Source organism: Ensifer sp. D2-11 (assembly GCF_054161295.1).
On record NZ_CP096434.1, the window covers coordinates 418829 to 437762 of the forward strand.

The window sequence follows — 18934 nt, forward strand, 5'->3', positions numbered from 1 at the left end:
AACCGGGAGGGTGCGCGACATGCTCGCGCACCCTCTTAATCCAGGCGGCATGCGTCTCGTGGCAATGTCGCTGTAGCACTTTGGCCCGCCGCGTGGTTTTATTTCGTATCGGAGCCGGTCGAAACAACCGCGCAGCACGGGAGAGCGCCTGCAGTCTCTCCGACTGCAGCTGGAATGGCTGAGTATGGATAATATCATTCTTGAAATGCGGGGCATTACGAAGACGTTTCCGGGCGTCAAGGCCCTGGACAATGTCTCGTTCAAGGTCCGCGAAGGCGAAATCCACGCGCTTGTCGGGGAAAACGGCGCCGGCAAGTCGACCTTGATGAAGGTGCTGAGCGGAGTCTATCCGGCCGGCACCTATGAGGGCGAGATCCATTACGACGGCGAGCTTCGCCAGTTCAGCACGATCTCGGACAGCGAAGAGCTCGGCATCATCATCATCCATCAGGAACTGGCGCTCGTTCCGCTGCTTTCGATCGCCGAGAACATCTTTCTCGGCAACGAGGTGGCCGAAAAGGGCGTGATCCACTGGCCGCAGACCTTTGCCCGCACCCAGGAACTCCTGAAGAAAGTGGGCCTGAACGAGTCCCCCGCGACGCTGATCACCGACATCGGCGTCGGCAAGCAGCAGCTGGTGGAGATTGCCAAGGCGCTTTCGAAGAAAGTCCGCCTGCTGATCCTCGACGAGCCGACCGCATCTCTCAACGAAAACGACTCCGACGCGCTTTTGAAGCTGCTCATGGAGTTCCGCAGCCAGGGCATGACGTCGATCATCATCTCTCACAAGCTCAACGAGATTAAGAAGGTTGCCGACCAGATCACCATCCTGCGCGATGGCGGAACGGTAGAGACGCTCGACTGTCACAAGGAAGACATCAGCGAGGACCGGATCATCAACGGCATGGTCGGCCGCGCCATGGAAGACCGCTATCCGCCGCGCGAACCGAAGATCGGCGACACTCTGCTCGAGGTGAAGAACTGGAACGTCTACCATCAGCATCACCGCGACCGGCAGTTTCTGCATGACGTCAGCTTCAAGGTCCGCGCCGGCGAGGTCGTCGGCATCGCCGGGCTGATGGGCGCCGGCCGCACCGAGACGGCGATGAGCGTTTTCGGCAAGTCCTGGGGCCACAAGATCACCGGCGAAGTGACGATGCATGGGCGGCCGGTGGACGTGAGCACGATTCCCAAGGCCATCAAGGCAGGTCTTGCCTATGTAACGGAGGACCGCAAGCAGCTCGGTCTCGTGCTGATCAACAACATCATGCACAACACCACGCTCGCCAATCTGCATGCGGTCGCATCGAACGGCGTCATCGACGAGCGCAAGGAACGGAAGGTCGCCGCCGAATATCGCTCGAAGCTCCGCATCCGTTCCCATTCGATCTATCAGGAGACGGTCAACCTCTCCGGCGGGAACCAGCAGAAGGTCGTCCTGTCCAAGTGGCTGTTCACCAATCCCGAAGTCCTCATACTCGATGAGCCGACGCGCGGTATCGATATCGGCGCGAAGTATGAGATCTACACCATCATCAACCAGCTCGCGGCCGAGGGCAAAGGCATCCTGATGATCTCGTCGGAGATGCCGGAGCTGCTCGGGACCTGCGATCGCATCTATGTCATGAACGAGGGGCGCATGGTGGCCGAGCTTTCCAAGGAGGAAGCAAGCCAGGAATCGATCATGCGCGCCATCATGCGTTCAGGGGAGAAACACTAATGGTCGCCGATACGAGCACCGAAACCACCAAACCGTCGATCGGTGACTACCTCAGGAACAACATTCGCGAATACGGCCTGCTGGTCGCGCTCGTCATCATCATGCTGTTCTTCCAGTTCGTCACCAACGGCGTCCTGTTCAGGCCCGTCAACATCACGAACCTGGTGCTGCAGAACTCGTTCATCGTCATCATGGCGCTGGGCATGCTGCTGATCATCGTTGCCGGGCACATCGATCTGTCGGTCGGCTCCATCGTGGCCTTCATCGGCGCGATTTCGGCGATCATGCTCGTCAAATGGGGCTTGCCTGCCTTTGTGGTCATTCCCGCCTGCCTGATCGTCGGTGGTATCATGGGCGCGGCGCAGGGCTACTGGGTCGCCTATCAGAAGATTCCTTCCTTCATCGTCACGCTCGCCGGCATGCTGGTGTTCCGGGGAATGACCTATGTGGTCCTCGGCGGCCGCCCGATCGGACCGTTTCCGAAGGACTTCCAGATACTTTCGACCGGATTCGTTCCCGACTTTCTTTACTTCCTCAGCCCGAGCCCGGAGACGATCAAGAACATGGTCGCGCTGGTCGCCGTGCTGTTGCTCGTCGGCTATGCGATCTTTGCCGGGGTTCGCAACCGCCGGATCAACGAGCAGCACGGCACGGAGAACGAGCCGTTCGTCTTCTTCGCGATCCAGATGGCGGTCATCAGCCTGGTGGCACTGTTCCTCGGCTTCCAGCTTTCGACCTATCGGGGCCTGCCCAACGTCCTGGTCGTCATGGGCGTGCTGATCGCCGTCTACACCTTCGTCACCACGCGTTCGACGATCGGCCGCCGGATATACGCGATGGGCGGCAACGAGAAGGCGACCAAGCTCTCCGGCATCAATACCGAACGGCTGACCTTCTACGCCTTCGTGAACATGGGCGCGCTCGCGGCGCTTGCCGGCATGATCATCACGGCGCGTCTGAATTCGGCGACCCCGAAAGCCGGCGTCGGCTTCGAACTCGACGTGATCGCGGCCTGCTTCATCGGCGGGGCGTCCGCCTCGGGTGGCGTCGGCAAGATTACCGGCGCGGTGATCGGCGCTTTCATCATGGGCGTCATGAACAACGGCATGTCCATCATGGGCATCGGCATCGACTACCAGCAATTGATCAAGGGCCTCGTGCTGCTCGCAGCCGTGTTCTTCGACGTCTACAACAAGAACAAGGGCAAGGGCTGACCGGCTTCCGCTCGGCCCCCGATGATCGCAACAGAAAAACGCGGCATGTTTGCCGTAACTGGGTGGCGTGAGCCACTCTCGGGCGAAGCGTTGCTTTTCCGCAAGGAAGGCATCGTGGAAGCCAACTCATCAGGAAGGACAGAACGTGCTGATTTCTCAGGTCAGGAAAGAAGACGGTTCGGTTATCGTCGCCGTGCGGGCCCCGGGCGAGACGGCGCGTGCCGTCAGGGGAGCGGAGAGCGTCTATGCTCTGGCGATGGAAGCGGCCAATAGCGGCAGGAGCCTCGGGGACCTCGTCGACGCCAAGGGCCTTGGCGAAACGATCGATCTCGAGGAAGCCTATTTCCAGGGGCGGCTGCTTTCGCCGATCACGCATCCCGATCCCGCCCACCTGCATCTGACGGGGACCGGGCTCACGCATCTCGGCTCCGCTGCAACGCGCGACGCGATGCACAAGAAGGCGACGGAAGCGGCCGAGGAAACGCTGACCGACTCTATGAAGATGTTCCGCATGGGGCTCGAGGGCGGTAAGCCGAAGTCCGGTGAGAAAGGCGTGCAGCCGGAATGGTTCTACAAGGGCAACGGCACCACGGCTGTGGCCCCGGGCGAGCCGCTCGTGTCTCCGTCCTTCGCCGAGGATGGCGGCGAGGAGCCCGAAATGGCCGGCATCTATGTGATCTCCGACAAGGGCGTCCCCTTCCGGCTCGGCTTTGCGGTTGCCAACGAGTTCTCAGATCACAAGACCGAGCGGGTCAATTATCTGTGGCTCGCACATTCGAAGCTCAGGCAGGCGAGCTTCGGGCCGGAGATCCGCATCGGCGCGGCTCCTGAGGATGTTCGCGGGGCATCGCGCATCCTTCGGGGCGGCAAGGTCCTGTGGGAGAAGCCTTTCCTTTCCGGTGAGGCGAACATGTCGCACAGCTTCGCCAATCTCGAATATCACCATTTCAAATACGGACTCTTCCGCGCACCGGGAGACATCCACGTCCACATGTTCGGCACGGCGACGCTCTCTTTCGGTGACGGCATCCGCGCGGAGGAGGGAGACGTATTCGAGATCGAAGCCAAGGAATTCGGCCTGCCCCTGCGCAATCCGCTGGCGATCGCGGCGGAGGAAGAGGTCGCTGTCCATCAGCTCTGACATATCTCCAATGGCAAGCCCGAGGCCGTGAACCACCACGGCCGCTTGCGGCAAGAAGACAAGGAGGCTGAAGCCCATGACACTTCACCAGAACCTGATAGCCGGCGAATGGGTCGGCGGAGACGGCGTTGCGAACATCAACCCGTCGAACACCGATGATGTCGTCGGAGAATATGCACGTGCGAGCGCCGAAGACGCGAAAGCCGCGATCGCGGCGGCAAAGACCGCCTTTCCCGCGTGGTCGCGCTCCGGCATTCTCGAGCGCCATGCGATCCTGAAGAAGACCGCCGACGAGATCCTGGCCCGCAAGGACGAGCTGGGACGCCTTCTCTCGCGCGAAGAGGGCAAGACGCTCGCCGAGGGTATCGGCGAGACGGTCCGCGCCGGCCAGATTTTCGAATTCTTCGCCGGCGAGACCCTGCGTCTTGCGGGCGAAGTCGTCCCGTCGGTCCGGCCGGGGATCGGCGTCGAGATCACCCGCGAGCCGGCCGGCGTCGTCGGCATCATCACGCCCTGGAATTTCCCGATCGCCATTCCCGCCTGGAAGATCGCCCCGGCGCTCTGCTACGGCAACACCGTTGTCTTCAAGCCGGCCGAGCTGGTTCCGGGCTGTTCGTGGGCGATCGTCGATATTCTCCACCGCGCGGGCCTGCCCAAGGGCGTGTTGAACCTGGTCATGGGCAAGGGATCGGTCGTCGGCCAGGCGATGCTCGACAGCCCGGACGTCCAGGCGATCACCTTCACCGGCTCGACCGCGACCGGAAAACGGGTCGCCGTCGCCTCGGTCGAACACAACCGCAAGTACCAGCTGGAAATGGGCGGCAAGAACCCGTTCGTCGTGCTCGACGATGCCGATCTGTCCGTCGCCGTCGAAGCGGCGGTCAACTCCGCCTTCTTCTCGACCGGCCAGCGCTGCACCGCCTCGTCGCGGATCATCGTCACCGAGGGCATCCATGACCGGTTCGTCGCCGCCATGGGCGAGCGGATCAAGGGTCTCGTCGTCGACGACGCGCTGAAGGCCGGCACCCATATCGGCCCGGTGGTCGATCAGAGCCAGCTCAACCAGGACACCGACTATATCGCCATCGGCAAACAGGAAGGCGCCAAGCTCGCCTTCGGCGGCGAGGTGATCTCGCGCGACACGCCCGGCTTCTATCTGCAGCCGGCGCTGTTCACCGAGGCGACCAACGAGATGCGCATCTCGCGCGAGGAAATCTTCGGACCGGTCGCGGCCGTCATCCGCGTCAAGGATTACGACGAGGCGCTCGCCGTCGCCAACGACACACCGTTCGGTCTGTCTTCGGGCATCGCCACCACCAGCCTGAAGCATGCGACGCATTTCAAGCGCAATGCCGAGGCCGGCATGGTGATGGTCAACCTGCCGACGGCGGGCGTCGATTTCCACGTGCCGTTCGGCGGCCGCAAGGCTTCCTCTTACGGCCCGCGTGAGCAGGGCAAATACGCCGCAGAGTTCTACACCAACGTCAAGACAGCCTACACGCTTGCCTGAAGAAACAGGGCGTGAAGCCGGCGTGTCCAGCCCGCGCAGGGCGCAAGGAAGGAAGAAATGAAGAAGAAAGCTGAGTGGCCGCGCAAGCTCCGTTCGCAGGAGTGGTTCGGCGGTACTGGCAAGAATGCCATCATGCATCGCTCCTGGATGAAGAACCAGGGGCTTCCCGCCGACACCTTCGACGGGCGGCCGATCATCGGCATCTGCAACACCTGGTCCGAGCTCACGCCGTGCAATGCGCATCTGCGCGACCTCGCCGAGCGCGTCAAGCGCGGGGTTTATGAGGCGGGAGGCTTCCCGGTGGAATTCCCGGTCTTCTCGACCGGTGAAAGCACGCTCCGCCCGACGGCGATGATGTTCCGCAATCTGGCGGCGATGGATGTCGAGGAATCGATCCGTGGCAATCCGGTCGATGGCGTCGTCCTGCTCGGCGGCTGCGACAAGACCACGCCCAGCCTGTTGATGGGTGCGGCAAGCGTCGACATTCCGGCGATCGTCGTATCCGGCGGCCCCATGCTCAATGGAAAGTGGCGCGGCAAGGACGTCGGGTCCGGCACGGCGATCTGGCAGTTTTCCGAAATGGTGAAGTCCGGCGAGATGTCGCTGGAGGAGTTCATGGACGCCGAGCAGGGCATGGCCCGTTCCGCGGGAAGCTGTATGACGATGGGCACGGCCTCGACCATGGCGTCGATGGCAGAAGCGCTCGGCATGACGCTTTCGGGCAATGCGGCCATTCCCGCGGTCGATGCGCGCCGCCGGGTGATTTCGCAGCTTACCGGCCGCCGCATTGTCGAGATGGTCAAGGAGGATCTGAAGCCCTCCGACATCCTGACCAAGGAGGCCTTCGAGAACGCCATCCGCGTAAACGGTGCCGTCGGCGGTTCGACCAATGCGGTGCTGCATCTGCTCGCGCTTGCAGGCCGTGTCGGCGTCGATCTTTCGCTGGACGATTGGGACAGGCTCGGCCGCGATGTGCCGACCATCGTCAACCTCCAGCCCTCCGGCAAATACCTGATGGAGGAGTTCTATTATGCCGGCGGTCTGCCGGTCGTGATCAAGGCGGTCGCGGAGATGGGCCTCCTGCACAACGACGCCATCACCGTCAGCGGCGACACGATCTGGAACGACGTCAAGGGCGTCGTGAACTACAACGAGGACGTGATCCTGCCGCGGGAAAAGGCGCTGACGAAATCGGGCGGCATCGCCGTCCTGCGCGGCAATCTGGCACCGCGCGGTGCTGTTCTGAAACCTTCGGCCGCTTCGCCGCACCTTATGCAGCACAAAGGCCGTGCGGTCGTATTCGAAAGCATCGAGGACTATCACGCACGCATCAACCGTGAGGATCTCGACATTGACGAGACCTGCATCATGGTACTGAAATATTGCGGCCCCAAAGGCTATCCGGGCATGGCCGAGGTCGGCAATATGGGCCTGCCGCCGAAGGTTCTGAAGAAGGGGATCAACGACATGATCCGTATTTCGGATGCGCGCATGTCGGGTACGGCCTACGGCACCGTCATCCTTCATACCGCGCCGGAAGCTGCGGAAGGCGGACCCCTGGCGCTCGTCCAGAATGGCGACCTGATCGAGGTCGACATCCCGAACCGCACGCTGCATCTCCATGTTTCCGACGAGGAACTTGCACGACGCCGTGCGGCCTGGGTATCGCCGGTAAAACCGCTCACGGGCGGCTATGGCGGCCTCTATATCAAGACCGTGATGCAGGCTGACGCCGGCGCCGATCTGGATTTCCTAGTCGGCGCGCGTGGATCGGTGGTCGAGCGCGACAGCCACTGATGCCGTGAACCGCGGGCGGAGCGTTCGGGTACGAATCTCCCCGCGACGTCATCACCAGACGGGGCAGCCGCATACTGCCCCGCCTTGAAAAGTTGTATGCCATACGCCAGTTCGTGAAACTTATTCGCGTGTTCGGAATTATCCTCAATCGGGCAATCGCATCCTGTCGCAAGAGGAAGTGAACATGCGGAAGGAAGCCTTCATTCTCTCTGTCGGTCTCATGACGAGTCTGACCTTTATTCCCGGTAATCCCAGCTTTGCCCAAAGCGTCGGAGGCAATGGTGGCCTGAACGTCGGGGTGTCTCTCGGTGGTTCGAGGGGCGTCAACGCCAATGTCGGCGCATCGCTGGGCGGATCCAGAGGTGTCAGCGCCGATGTCGACGCGTCCGTCGGAGGATCGCGCGGGGTCAACACTTCGGCCACGGCATCCGTCGGCGGCAGCCGCGGCGTCAACGCCAATGCCAATGCAAGTGCGGGCGGCAGCCGCGGCCTCAACAGCACTGTCAGCGCAAATGTCGGCGGCGGCAACGGCATCGACGCCGATGCGGACGTCTCGCTCGGTGGCAGCCGCGGTCTCAACGCGAATGTGAGTGCGAATGCCGGCGGCGGAAGCGGAGTCGGACTGGACGTTGGCCTCGGGCTTGGCGGCGGCAGCTCGGGCGGCGGCGGAGGTGGGCCCGGCATCGGTGGCGGCGGTGGCGGACCGGGTGCCGGTGGCGGCGCGGGCGGAATAGGCAACCCCGGCCAAACTCCGATCGCAGCTTTCAACGCCATGTCCCCCAACGAGCGGCGCACGGTGCTGAAGCGCTGCCGTGATGTCGTCAATGGCGGCTATGACCGGGGACTGGTCGCTCTCTGCCGTATCCTGCAGTCCACTGCATCGCGCTGAGTGGAGTTGAAGACCTACCTGGATCATTTCACGGTTTCATTGAAACGGTGAAATGATCCAACCTCTCTCCGATAACACCGTGGGCCAGTTCCGCTTCAATTCTGAGCTTGGCTCTGCCCTTGTTGCTCGACCGTCACGGCCACCTTCAGAGTCTCGGTGCCTGTGCCGTGCACCAGACCCGACACCGGCGCGGCATCGCGGTAGCATAGCCCCGAGGCGATGCGGACATAGCGGTCGTCCGGGCAGACCTTGTTGGCGGGATCGAATCCCACCCAGCCAAGGCCGGCAATGTGCACGTCGGCCCAGGCGTGGCTTGCGGTCTGCTGCGGATGGTCCTCCATCATGAGATAGCCGGAGACGTAGCGTGCGGGCAGGCCAAGGGTCCGCGCGGCAGAGATCAGGATATGGGCATGATCCTGACATACGCCCTTGCCGCGCTCCAGTGCCTCCTCGGCGGAGGTCCCGACCTGGGTCTCACCCTGTTCGTAGCGTACGGTCTCGTGAATGATCGTCATCAGCGCGTGCATGCGCTCGAGTTCAGTGGCGCCTCCGGCGGCTTTCGCGAGCTCGCGGATACGCTTGCCCGGCTTGGTGAGCGGGGTTTCACGGGCGTAGAGCCACAGCGGCACATAGGACTGGTGAGCGCCGAATACGCCGGCCCGGTCTTCCGTTTCGACTTCGCCTTTCGCCTCTATGCAAAGGGTCGTTCGATCCGCGTCGACGCTGACGAGATGCGTGCGGTTGCCGAACTGGTCGTCATAGCTCACTTCGATGGCGGCGCCGTCCACGAGCGTCTTCCAGTTCCGGACGGTCTGGCCCGGCAGATTTACCGGCGTGAGGCGCAGGCGCTGCAATGCGTATTGTACCGGCTCGTCGTAATGATACTCGGTCGTGTGGCTGATTTTCAGATACATCTACGCCCCCTGAAACTCATTGATAGAACCGGTAACCATCGGAGATTTCCCGGCCGAGGCGATTGTTCTGGTTGATGAACTCCTTGAGATATTGGTGTAGCCCCTGATCCATGATTTCCGCGATCGACTGGCTGCGCAGCAAGCCGAGCGTCTGCTCGGCGGTCTCGTGGGCCGCGTGCCGCTCGCCGTATTCGCGCGCGAGATAACCGAGATTGGAGACGAGCTTGTCGTAGCAATAGGCCAGCGAGCGCGGCATGCGGCCGTTTGCGATCAGGAAGTCGGCGATGTTTGCGGGCCGGAGTTCGGCATCATAGACCCAGCCATAGGAGCGGTGCGCGGAAACCGAGCGCAGGATCGATTCCCATTGGACGTTGTCCATGGACGATCCGACCGCGGAGACTGCCGGCAGAAGCACGTAATATTTGACGTCGAGGATGCGGGCGGTGTTGTCGGCTCGCTCGATGAAGGTGCCGATACGAGCGAAGTTGAAGATCTCGTTCCTGAGCATCGTGCCGTGGAAGGCGCCCCGGATAAGCCCGGCCCGCCGCTTGATCGTGTCGATGATCTCCGGCATGTCGGTGGTCCTCGCCCTCCTGGCGAGGATTCCCTTCATCTCGATCCAGCATTCGTTGACCGCTTCCCATGTCTCGCGCGTGAGCGCCGTGCGGACCATGCGGGCGTTGTTGCGGCCGGCCTCGATGCACGACATCACGCTTGACGGGTTGGTGCGGTCACGCAGAAGGAAGTCGATCGCGTCTCCGCTCGTCAATCCTTCGTGGACCTGATCATAGAGTTCGCGCACGTCCGCGCTTTGCAGCACCCCGTCCCAGTCGTCCTCGGCCGCTTCGCTGCGCGTGAGCGACATGCGCAATCCGGCATCGATGAGGCGGGCGCTGTTCTCCGCGCGCTCGATATAGCGGAACATCCAGTAGAGGCCGTTTGCAGTTCTTCCCAGCATGGCCTCAGTCCTCCAGCACCCAGGTATCCTTGGTCCCGCCGCCCTGGCTGGAATTCACCACCAGGGAGCCTTCTTTCAGGGCCACGCGTGTCAGGCCGCCCGGAATGATCTGAACCTTGTCGGAGACGAGCACATAGGGACGCAGATCGACGTGGCGCGGCGCAATGCCCTTGTTGACCATGATGGGCACCGTCGAGAGCGACAATGTCGGCTGGGCAATGTAGTTGCCGGGGCGGGATTTGAGCTTCTCCGCGAAGGCTGCACATTCCTTTTTTGTCGCGGTCGGGCCGACGAGCATGCCGTAGCCGCCGGAGCCGTGAACCTCCTTGACGACGAGCTCGGCGAGATGCTCGAGCACGTATTTGAGGCTCTCCGGTTCCGAGCAGCGCCAGGTGGGCACGTTCTCGAGGAGGGGTTTGCGGCCGGTATAGAATTCGACGATTTCCGGCATGTAGGAATAGATCGCCTTGTCGTCGGAAATGCCGGTGCCGGGGGCATTGGCGATGGTGATATTGCCGGCGCGATAGACATCCATGATCCCCGGTATCCCGAGGGCGGAATCCGGGCGGAAGGTGAGGGGGTCTAGGAAATCGTCGTCGACGCGCCGGTAAAGCACGTCTATCGCCTCGTAGCCGCGTGTCGTGCGCATCTTTACCCTGCCGTCGATGACGCGCAGGTCCGAGCCCTCCACCAGTTCGACGCCCATCATATCCGCGAGGAATGCGTGCTCGTAGAAGGCGGAGTTGTAGATCCCGGGCGTGAGGACGGCAACGCGCGGCTTGCCCTCGCAGCCGGCCGGAGCGAGCGAGGAAAGGCTCTGGCGAAGCAGATTGGGATAGTTCTCCACCGGCCGCACGCGGTTCTGGTGGAAGAGTTCCGGAAACATCTGCATCATGGTTTCCCGGTTTTCCAGCATGTAGCTGACGCCGGACGGCGTGCGGGCATTGTCCTCCAGCACGTAGTATTGGTCTTCGCCGGTGCGTACGATGTCGGTACCGACGATGTGGGTGTAGACGCCGCCCGGCGGCCGGAAGCCGATCATCTGCGGCAGGAAGGTGTCGTTCTTCTCGATCAGTTCGCGCGGGATGCGCCCGGCGCGGATGATCTCCTGCTTGTGGTAGATGTCGTCGAGAAACGCGTTGAGCGCGATGACGCGCTGTTCGATGCCTTGGGCGAGCCGGCGCCATTCGCGCCCGGAGATGATGCGGGGTATGAGATCGAAGGGGATCAGTTTTTCGGAGGAATCCGCGTGTCCGTAGACTGCGAAGGTGATGCCCGTCTTACGAAAAATCTTTTCGGCTTCCTTCGATTTCGCGATGAGCCGGTTTCTGTCCTGACTGGCATACCATTGATGATAAGTCGAATATGGCTGGCGCGGGCTGCTGTCCGCATTGATCATTTCGTCAAATGCCAAAGGCTGGTCCCCTTATTTTCGACCATTTGAATACAACGCAGAGTGCAATGCAAGAAGCGTGCACATTTGCCGCCGAAGAATTTTTGGCGGGTGGCCGCGCGGCCGGATGCGGCCGTTTTCGGCGTTTCCGGGCGAGAACCGGGGCAGCGGCACGCGCAGCCTGGGCTTCGGGCTGCGCAGAAAAAACAGGCTGATGCCCGGATTTTAGGCCCTTGGGATTCGACGAGACGCGTTCAGCAGGTTGTGGAGCGGCGGTTCCGATTCGCTGATGCTATCCATCAGAAAAATTCCTTTGACGGGGCGCCATTGCCGCTCTATCGCGGCAGCGGCGATCCTGCGCGGATCGTCGTGAATCCATTCGCTCAGGAAAGATTTCATGCTCGCCCGCCTGGCCCCGGCCATCTTCGTGCTGCTCTGGTCGACAGGCTGGGTCGTTGCAAAATATGCGGCCATCTTCGCCGATCCGCTGACCTTCCTGGCGCTGCGCTACAGCTTCGCCATTCTGCTCTTCATCGGTTTCTGTCTCCTGAGCGGTGCGCGCTGGCCGCGCTCCGCCACGGCGATCGGCCATGCCGTCGTGTCCGGCATCTTCCTCCACGGCCTCTATCTCGGTGCCGTATGGTGGGCGATCGGGCAGGGTGTGCCCGCGGCGATCTCCGGCATCATTGCCGGCTTGCAGCCCCTGATGACGGCTGCGGTCGCGCCTTGGCTGATCGGCGAGAAGCTGGCGGGTCAGCAGAAGTTGGGTCTTATCCTCGGCTTTTGCGGCATCGCGCTTGCGGTTGCGCCGAAAATGCTGGCGATCGACGCGGCCGCAACGCCGATCCACCTGCTGCCGCTGGCCGTCAACGTTCTCGGTATGGCCGCCGTCACCTACGGGACGCTTTATCAGAAACGTTATCTGCAGACCGGCGACATCCGGTCGATTGCAGCGCTGCAATATGTCGGCGCGCTCCTCGTCACCATCCCCCTGGCGCTCATGCTCGAGGACCTGCGGGTCACCTGGAATATCGAACTTGTCGCGGCGCTCGCCTGGTCGGTCCTGGGCCTCTCCATGGGAGCGATCGCGCTCCTGCTTTATCTCATTCGCCGCGGGCAGGTATCGCGCGCGGCATCGCTCATCTATCTGGTGCCGCCGCTTGCCGCCGGCGAGGCGGCGCTGTTCTTCGGAGAAGCGCTGACCTGGCCGATGATCATCGGCACCGTAATTGCCGTGACAGGGGTCTATCTCACCAACCGAAAGGTCGCGGGGGGAACAGCGGCGAGCGAGCCTGCAAAGGAAATGCCGGCGGTTTGACGAGCTCTATGGCAAGGTGCACTCGCAGCACTGAACGCGCGCCGTCCGGTGACGTCGGCCGCAACTTTCCGTGACCGGCTTCCATTGGACGCCGACCTGTGCCAGCTTACGCGCATGTTCGTCGTCGTCGCGCTCCGGCGCTTCCTGTGTCTGCTCGTCTTGCTCGCGGTCGTGATCGGCCCCGTGAGTGTCGGCGCGGCCACGAGCGCGATGGCTTCGTCGGACATGCAAATGGAGGCCATGGCAAGCACGGATGTCTCCGAGGACATGTCCTGCTGCCCGCAGCAACCGCCCCTAAAGAACGACTGCGGAGGCGCATGCCCTCTGGGGCTGGTCTGCGCCGGCAGCATCCTCGCACACGCGGACCGGGCCGAAGGCTGGAGCGTCTACCGCGACGCGCGCGACGCGTCGCACGCCCTCCTGCAGGACAGCGAACTTTCGTCGGCCACCATCGATCCCCCGGCGCGGCCTCCCAAAGCCTGAATCTCACTCTTCGAATCGACGGAACTGCTCCGCCCGACAGCGGTGGGGTGTCCGACCATCGACGTTTTCCAAGGACGCGGCCGATAGGCCCGTCGGGTGAGAGTTCACATGACTGCAATCCATCTTATGCCGAGAGCAGGCCTCGCCTGCCTTGCCCTGGCGCTTTTCTTCACAAACGCCTACGCCGCCGCTACGGACTACCGGTTCGAGCTCGTCGAGCCCGAGATTGCCGAGGGACCGGAAGCGATCGTCGCCGTCCGTCTCATCGACGAGAGGACGAAAGAGCCGGTTTCCGGCGCGATCATTTTTGCGACCCGGCTCGACATGGCGCCGGAAGGTATGGAGGCGATGACCACCGCCGTCGAAGCCATGCCTTCGACAGAGCCCGGCGTTTACCGGTTCAGGACCAATCTCGGCATGGAAGGCGGCTGGCGCTTCAAACTGGCGGCCAAGCTCCAAGGGGAGGCCGAAACCGTTCAGGGTGAACTCCTTCTGAAGGCGATCCCGTGAAGACGCTCAAATTCCTGGTTCTGGCCGGCTCCCTCGCCCTGGCAGGCGGAGGAGGCTACGTAGCCGGCACAGGCGGCCTTACCCAACAGTTCTTCCTTGGGGCAACTGCACGAGAACCCACGCCGCCTGCGGCAAAGCCGGCGGGCAAGATCATCTACTACCGGCACCCGGACGGGGTGCCGGAATATTCGGCGGCGCCGAAGCAAACCGCGGACGGGCGCCCGTTCGTCGCAGTCCGGCAGAGCGAGGATGTCTCTTTCGAGCCGCTGAAGGCGGTTGCCGAGGGCCCCGCCGCCGGCGAGCGAAAAATCCTCTACTACCGCAACCCCATGGGGCTGCCGGATACCTCCAAGGTGCCGAAAAAGGACTCCATGGGAATGGATTACATTCCCGTTTACGAGGGCGAGGAGGCAGACGGCTCGACCGTGAAGGTGTCTCTCGGCAAGCTCCAGCGGACGGGTGTGAAGACGGCATCGGCGGAGCGTGCCGTCATCGCCCGAAGGGTCCGCGCGCCCGGCATGATCGCCTTCGACGAGCGGCGCATCAGGATCGTCTCGACGCGGGTGGATGCGTTCATCGAAGACGTCGCGGAAATCACGACCGGCGACCGGGTCCAGGAAGGCGAGAACCTCTTCCACTACTATTCGAAGGACGTCGCCAGGGCGGGAGCGGAATACGCCACGGAACTGCGCGGCGGCGTCAAGCCGGGCCTCGAAGTCGGGGGAGCCCTGCAATTGCGCAATCTCGGCGTGCAGGAAGAGACGATCCTTTCGATTGCCAGGGATCGTACGGTCCCGCGGAGCATTGCCTATCTTTCGCCGAGCGACGGCGTCGTCCTGGAACGCAATGCCATCCCGGGCATGATGGCCAAGGCCGGCGACGTCCTGTTCCGCATCGCCGATACCTCCAGCATATGGGTCCTGGCCGACATTCCGGAGTATGATGCCGCGGCCGTGAGAAAAGGTGCTCCGGCCAAGGTCACAGTACGAAACCTTCCGGGCAAGGTCTTCGAGGGCAGCGTCGATCTGATCTATCCCGAGCTTCGCTCGCAGACGCGGACGGCGAGGATCCGGATAGAGCTCCCCAATCCGACGGGGCAGTTCCTCGCCAACATGTATGCCGAGGTCGAGATCGTTACCGGCAAACCGGAGCCCGTCGTGGCGGTCCCGAACAGCGCCGTCATCGACACCGGCAACCGCCAGCTCGTCTTCGTGGACAAGGGCGAAGGCCGCTTCGAGCCGCGCGAGGTCGCGCTCGGGGCACGCGACAGCGAAAGGACCGAGATCACGAAGGGGATCGAAGCCGGCGAGAAGGTCGTGATTTCAGCCAATTTCCTGCTCGACGCCGAAAGCAACCTCAACGCAGCGCTGAATGCGCTTGCCTCGGCGGAGGCGCAGCCATGATCGCAAACGTCATTGCCTGGTCCGCCCGTAATCTCGTGCTCGTCTTCATCGCTGCAGCACTTTCGATCGCCGCCGGGATCCATTCCCTTCGCACGCTCCCGCTGGATGCGATCCCCGATCTCTCCGACGTGCAGGTCATCGTCTTCACGGACTATCCCGGTCAGGCGCCCCAGGTAGTCGAGGACCAGGTGACATATCCGCTGACGACCTCGATGCTGACCGTTCCACGTTCGAAGGTCGTCCGCGGTTTCTCATTCTTCGGAATCTCCTTCGTCTATGTGATCTTCGAGGACGGCACCGACCCCTACTGGGCGCGCAGCCGCGTCCTCGAATATCTGAACGCTGCCTCCAGCCGGTTGCCGCAAGGGGTATCGCCGAGCCTCGGGCCGGATGCGACGGGGGTCGGCTGGGTCTACCAATATGCCTTGGTCGCAAAGGAGCTCTCGCTTGCGGAACTGCGCTCACTTCAGGATTGGGTGGTGCGTTTTGCGGCTTCCAAGGCCGATGGTGTCGCCGAAGTTGCGAGCGTCGGAGGCTTCGTAAAGCAGTATTCGGTCGTCGTGGATCCCGCCAGGCTGCGAGCGCAGAACGTGACGCTAAGAGAGGTCGCGGACGCGGTTCGTGCCAGCAACCGCGACGTCGGCGGCCGGACGGTGGAACTGTCCGAATTCGAGTTCATGGTGCGGGGCAAGGGCTACCTGCAGGGTGTCAGGAGTATCGAGAACATCGTCCTGATGACCGAGGCCGGCATTCCGCTCCGGCTCGGCGACGTCGCCCGGGTGGAGACCGTCCCCGACGAGCGGCGCGGCATCACCGAATTGAACGGCGAGGGAGAGGTCGCGAGCGGCATCGTGCTTCAACGCGCCGGCGAAAACGCCTTGTCGGTCATCGACAGTGTCAAGAAGAGCCTTGCCGAGATCAAGGGCAGCCTCCCCGACGGCACGGAGATCGTAGCCGTCTATGATCGCTCCGAACTGATCAAGGCCGCCATCAAGACGCTGAAAACGACGCTGATTGAGGAGTCGATCGTCGTTGCGCTGGTGACGGTCGCCTTCCTGCTTCACGTCCGCAGCGCCCTCGTCGCCATCATCATGCTGCCGGTCGGCATACTGATCGCTTTCGTGGCGATGCGGGCGCTCGGAATCGGGGCCAACATCATGAGCCTCGGCGGGATCGCCATTGCCATAGGCGCAATGATCGATGCGGCGATCGTCATGATCGAGAACGCCCACAAGCACCTGGAACGCGCCGCGCCCGAAAAACCCCGCACGGAGGTCCTGATCAAGGCGGCCGGCGAAGTCGGTCCGGCGCTGTTCTTCAGCCTGCTGATCATCACAGTTTCCTTCCTGCCGATCTTCACGCTGGAATCGCAGGAAGGACGCCTGTTCGGGCCTCTCACATTCACCAAGACCTTCGCGATGGCGGCGGCCGCCCTTCTGTCGGTCACGCTCGTGCCGGCGCTGATGGTCGTGTTCGTGCGCGGCCGCATCGTGCCGGAGCATAGAAATCCCCTCAACCGCTTTCTGTTCTGGATTTACCGGCCGGTGATTTCGGGCGTCCTCAGGGCCAAGACGATAACGATCCTGCTCGCCGTGGCGGCGCTGGCGGCAACGGTCTGGCCAGCCCGTCAGATCGGCAGCGAATTCATGCCGGCATTGGACGAGGGTACGCTGATGTACATGCCGACGACCCTGCCCGGCCTGTCCGTGACCAAGGCCGCCGAACTCCTCCAGGTGCAAGACCGCATCATCAAGTCTTTCCCCGAGGTCGAGACGGTGTTCGGCAAGGCGGGCAGGGCCATGACTGCCACCGATCCCGCGCCGATGGAGATGTTCGAGACGATCATTACCCTGAAGCCCAAATCCGAATGGCGGCCCGGCGTGACCATCGAAACGCTGAAACAGGAGATGGATGCCGCACTGCAGTTTCCCGGCGTTTCCAATGCCTGGACGATGCCGATCCGCGCTCGCATCGACATGTTGTCGACCGGCATCCGCACCCCGGTCGGCGTCAAGGTCCACGGCACCGATCTTCGCGAGATGGAGCGCGTCGCCCGGGACATCGAAACCGTTCTGAAGTCGGTTCCCGGCACATCCAGCGCCTATGCGGAACGGGTCATCGGTGGTTATTATCTCGACATCGTTCCGGACCGGATGGCGCTCGGCCGATACGGCCTGAGCATCGACGACGTGCAGCAGGTCATAGGCATGGCGCTCGGCTCGGAAGTCCTGACCTCGACGGTCGAGGGCCGGGAGCGCTACGGCGTGGCCGTGCGCTATCCCCGGGCTTCGCGCAGCGATCCACAGTCGATCGCGCGCGAGGTCCATGTTTCGCTTCCGGCCGGCGGCAGCGTGCCGCTCGGCGAAGTGGCGGAGGTGAAGTTGACCCGCGGTGCAACGGGCATCCGCACCGAGAACGGTCAGCTCTCCGTCTATGTCTTCGTGGACATCGCCGATCGTGATCTCGGCGGTTACGTGGCGGAGGCGAAGGAAGCCGTCGCCGGGAGCGTAGGGATGCCGGCGGGCTATTCGCTCGCCTGGAGCGGCCAGTACGAATATCTTGAGCGGGCCAAGGCGCGGCTGGCAATCGTCGTGCCGCTGACGCTCGCGCTGATCTTCCTGCTGCTCTACCTTAACTTCAAGGCGCTGACGGAGACGCTGATCGTGATGCTGTCGCTGCCTTTTGCGCTCGTCGGCGGCATCTGGCTGATGTGGTGGATGGAATTCAACTCGTCGGTTGCGGTCGCGGTGGGCTTCATCGCCCTTGCCGGGGTGGCCGCAGAGACCGGGGTCATCATGCTGATCTATCTCGATCAGGCATTGCGGGAGCGGCGCGCGGCTTGCGCGGCCGAGGGGCGTTCCCTGACGCATTCCGATCTGCAGGAGGCCATCATGGTGGGGGCGGTCGAGCGGGTCCGGCCGAAGATGATGACCGTCGTCGCCATCATGGCGGGGCTTGTGCCGATCCTTTGGAGCACCGGGTCGGGGTCGGAGGTCATGCAGCGGATCGCCGTCCCGATGATCGGCGGAATGGTATCCTCGACGATCCTCACCTTGGTGGTCATTCCGGCCGTTTACGGCTTGGTGAAGGGCTGGCGGCTGTCCTCGTCGAGCGCACCGAAGAAAGTCAGTCAATTCAATGCCGCACAACCAATGTTCAAAGGAGAGCAACCATGAGAAGAAGAGAGTTTCTGTTTTCCGCGGCCGCGGCCGCGTCGGCTTGGACGATCGGGCCTGCCTTTGCGGCCGGCCGGGAAATGGTCGTCTACAAGGATCCCAATTGCGGTTGCTGCCATGCATGGGCCGAGGCGATGAAGGGAGCCGGCTTTACGGTAGGCATAAAGGACGTCGACGATCTGTCTGCGGTAAAGCAGCGCTATGCGATACCGGATGAGATGCAAGGCTGCCATACGGCCGTCGTCGGCGGCTACTACGTGGAGGGCCATGTACCGCTCGATGCCGTGGAAAGGCTCCTCGCCGAGCGCCCGGACATTGCCGGCATCGCGGTCCCGGGCATGCCCGTCGGATCGTTGGGCATGGGGGACGACCCTCGCGCATCCTATGACGTGTACGCGGTGAAGAGAGACGGCACCAGCGCGATCTATCAGTCCGTCAGACCCAAAGGCTGACTGACGCAGGTGACGCAGGGCAGTGTCGAAACGGCGGGCATCTACCCGCCGTTCCA

At 62.8% G+C, this 18934-nt stretch carries 16 protein-coding genes; 12 read left to right on the plus strand and 4 right to left on the minus strand.

Annotated features, from left to right (window positions below; genetic code table 11):
• Positions 1–184 precede the first annotated feature (184 nt).
• The 6 genes from mmsA (at position 185) to M1D34_RS19240 (ending at position 8271) form a co-directional block, all read left to right on the plus strand.
• A complete protein-coding gene (mmsA, locus tag M1D34_RS19215; protein ID WP_003535529.1) occupies positions 185–1720 on the plus strand; it encodes a multiple monosaccharide ABC transporter ATP-binding protein in 1536 nt (511 codons plus the stop codon).
• Positions 1720–2934: a multiple monosaccharide ABC transporter permease gene (gene mmsB, locus M1D34_RS19220; protein ID WP_003535527.1), complete on the plus strand. Its 1215-nt coding sequence runs from the start codon at positions 1720–1722 to the stop codon at positions 2932–2934. Before mmsA ends, mmsB begins: the two co-directional genes overlap by 1 nt.
• Before the next feature lie 145 nt (positions 2935–3079).
• On the plus strand, positions 3080–4075 hold the full coding sequence (gene araD1 / locus M1D34_RS19225) for an AraD1 family protein (RefSeq protein ID WP_498783718.1): 996 nt from the start codon (positions 3080–3082) through the stop codon (positions 4073–4075).
• Between the two features lie 76 nt (positions 4076–4151).
• Positions 4152–5585 carry an aldehyde dehydrogenase family protein gene (locus M1D34_RS19230; RefSeq protein ID WP_498783720.1) on the plus strand — a complete coding sequence of 478 codons (1434 nt, stop codon included), beginning with the start codon at positions 4152–4154 and terminating at the stop codon, positions 5583–5585.
• Between the two features lie 57 nt (positions 5586–5642).
• Positions 5643–7382, plus strand: coding sequence for an L-arabinonate dehydratase (araD, locus tag M1D34_RS19235; protein WP_498783722.1), 1740 nt, complete (start codon positions 5643–5645; stop codon positions 7380–7382).
• 184 nt (positions 7383–7566) lie between these two features.
• On the plus strand, positions 7567–8271 hold the full coding sequence (locus M1D34_RS19240) for a hypothetical protein (protein ID WP_498783724.1): 705 nt from the start codon (positions 7567–7569) through the stop codon (positions 8269–8271).
• 95 nt (positions 8272–8366) lie between these two features.
• On the opposite strand, the gene M1D34_RS19245 is transcribed toward M1D34_RS19240, so the two are convergent.
• The 4 genes from M1D34_RS19245 to M1D34_RS19260 all read right to left on the minus strand — a co-directional run bounded on the left by M1D34_RS19245 (position 8367) and on the right by M1D34_RS19260 (position 11935).
• Positions 8367–9185, minus strand: coding sequence for a transglutaminase family protein (locus M1D34_RS19245; protein WP_127583350.1), 819 nt, complete (start codon positions 9183–9185; stop codon positions 8367–8369).
• Between the two features lie 16 nt (positions 9186–9201).
• A complete protein-coding gene (locus tag M1D34_RS19250; protein ID WP_017264736.1) occupies positions 9202–10143 on the minus strand; it encodes an alpha-E domain-containing protein in 942 nt (313 codons plus the stop codon).
• A 4-nt stretch (positions 10144–10147) separates the two neighbouring features.
• A complete protein-coding gene (locus tag M1D34_RS19255) occupies positions 10148–11542 on the minus strand; it encodes a circularly permuted type 2 ATP-grasp protein (RefSeq protein WP_164856478.1) in 1395 nt (464 codons plus the stop codon).
• A 219-nt stretch (positions 11543–11761) separates the two neighbouring features.
• Positions 11762–11935, minus strand: a complete 174-nt coding sequence (locus tag M1D34_RS19260) for a hypothetical protein (protein WP_498783726.1) — start codon at positions 11933–11935, stop codon at positions 11762–11764.
• On the opposite strand from M1D34_RS19260, the gene M1D34_RS19265 reads away from it, so the two are divergent.
• The 6 genes from M1D34_RS19265 to M1D34_RS19290 all read left to right on the plus strand — a co-directional run bounded on the left by M1D34_RS19265 (position 11934) and on the right by M1D34_RS19290 (position 18878).
• The gene (locus M1D34_RS19265; protein ID WP_498783728.1) at positions 11934–12854 is read left to right on the plus strand and encodes a DMT family transporter; all 921 of its coding nucleotides are present in this window, start codon (positions 11934–11936) and stop codon (positions 12852–12854) included. The genes M1D34_RS19260 and M1D34_RS19265 overlap by 2 nt on opposite strands.
• Positions 12855–12884: 30 nt before the next feature.
• Positions 12885–13337, plus strand: coding sequence for a hypothetical protein (locus M1D34_RS19270; protein ID WP_498784306.1), 453 nt, complete (start codon positions 12885–12887; stop codon positions 13335–13337).
• 108 nt (positions 13338–13445) lie between these two features.
• Positions 13446–13847, plus strand: a complete 402-nt coding sequence (locus M1D34_RS19275) for a FixH family protein (protein WP_015242903.1) — start codon at positions 13446–13448, stop codon at positions 13845–13847.
• The gene (locus M1D34_RS19280) at positions 13844–15250 is read left to right on the plus strand and encodes an efflux RND transporter periplasmic adaptor subunit (protein ID WP_498783729.1); all 1407 of its coding nucleotides are present in this window, start codon (positions 13844–13846) and stop codon (positions 15248–15250) included. Before M1D34_RS19275 ends, M1D34_RS19280 begins: the two co-directional genes overlap by 4 nt.
• Positions 15247–18426, plus strand: coding sequence for an efflux RND transporter permease subunit (locus M1D34_RS19285; protein ID WP_498783731.1), 3180 nt, complete (start codon positions 15247–15249; stop codon positions 18424–18426). Before M1D34_RS19280 ends, M1D34_RS19285 begins: the two co-directional genes overlap by 4 nt.
• Complete coding sequence (locus M1D34_RS19290) at positions 18423–18878, plus strand: DUF411 domain-containing protein (protein WP_127597454.1); 456 nt, start codon at positions 18423–18425, stop codon at positions 18876–18878. The genes M1D34_RS19285 and M1D34_RS19290 overlap by 4 nt, the downstream gene beginning before the upstream one ends.
• Positions 18879–18934 lie beyond the last annotated feature (56 nt).